Annotated in this window: 1 protein-coding gene; it reads right to left on the reverse strand. The window is 46.5% G+C overall.

The genetic code is table 11. From position 1 onward, the window contains the following. Positions 1-508, reverse strand: a 508-nt coding sequence (locus C9J34_RS20590; RefSeq protein ID WP_193769119.1) for an InlB B-repeat-containing protein, incomplete at both ends; no start/stop codon positions are given.

A 508-nucleotide genomic window follows, 5' to 3' on the forward strand; every position in this document is an offset into this window, starting at 1 on the left:
TTCATAGGTTTTGTTGTCTTGTGGCACAGTCCCACCGGTTGCGCCATTTTTATCGTATGTCACAGTATACGTTGGGTTTGTTGTCCACTTAGCATACAAGATGATGGCTGCTGTCACAACATCTGTTGCAAAATGCCATTCCTGTGTTAAGTTCGTATCTTTATACCAGCCCACAAAAGTATGGCCTTGTTTACTTGGTGTAAAGGGCTCGATTACCTGCGCCTGATGCGCAATTTGTTGCGCTGTTACAGAACTGCCCCCGTTTGATTCAAAGGTTACAAGATAGGTAATTGGTTGCCACTGGGCAAAGAATGTAACATTTGCCGTTCCCATCGAGAAGGTTGCCTGTTCAGCATAAGCCGTTCCTGTTCCCTCTGCCTCTGTGTTCCAGCCTGCAAATGTGTAACCCGTTTTAACAAGATGACCGCTATTGCCCTGCACGATTAGCTGGTCGTTTTCTTCATAGGTTTTGTTGTCTTGTGGCACAGTCCCACCGGTTGCGCCATTT

The organism is Metasolibacillus meyeri, from assembly GCF_003049505.1.
In the GTDB taxonomy this organism is placed as follows: domain Bacteria; phylum Bacillota; class Bacilli; order Bacillales_A; family Planococcaceae; genus Metasolibacillus; species Metasolibacillus meyeri.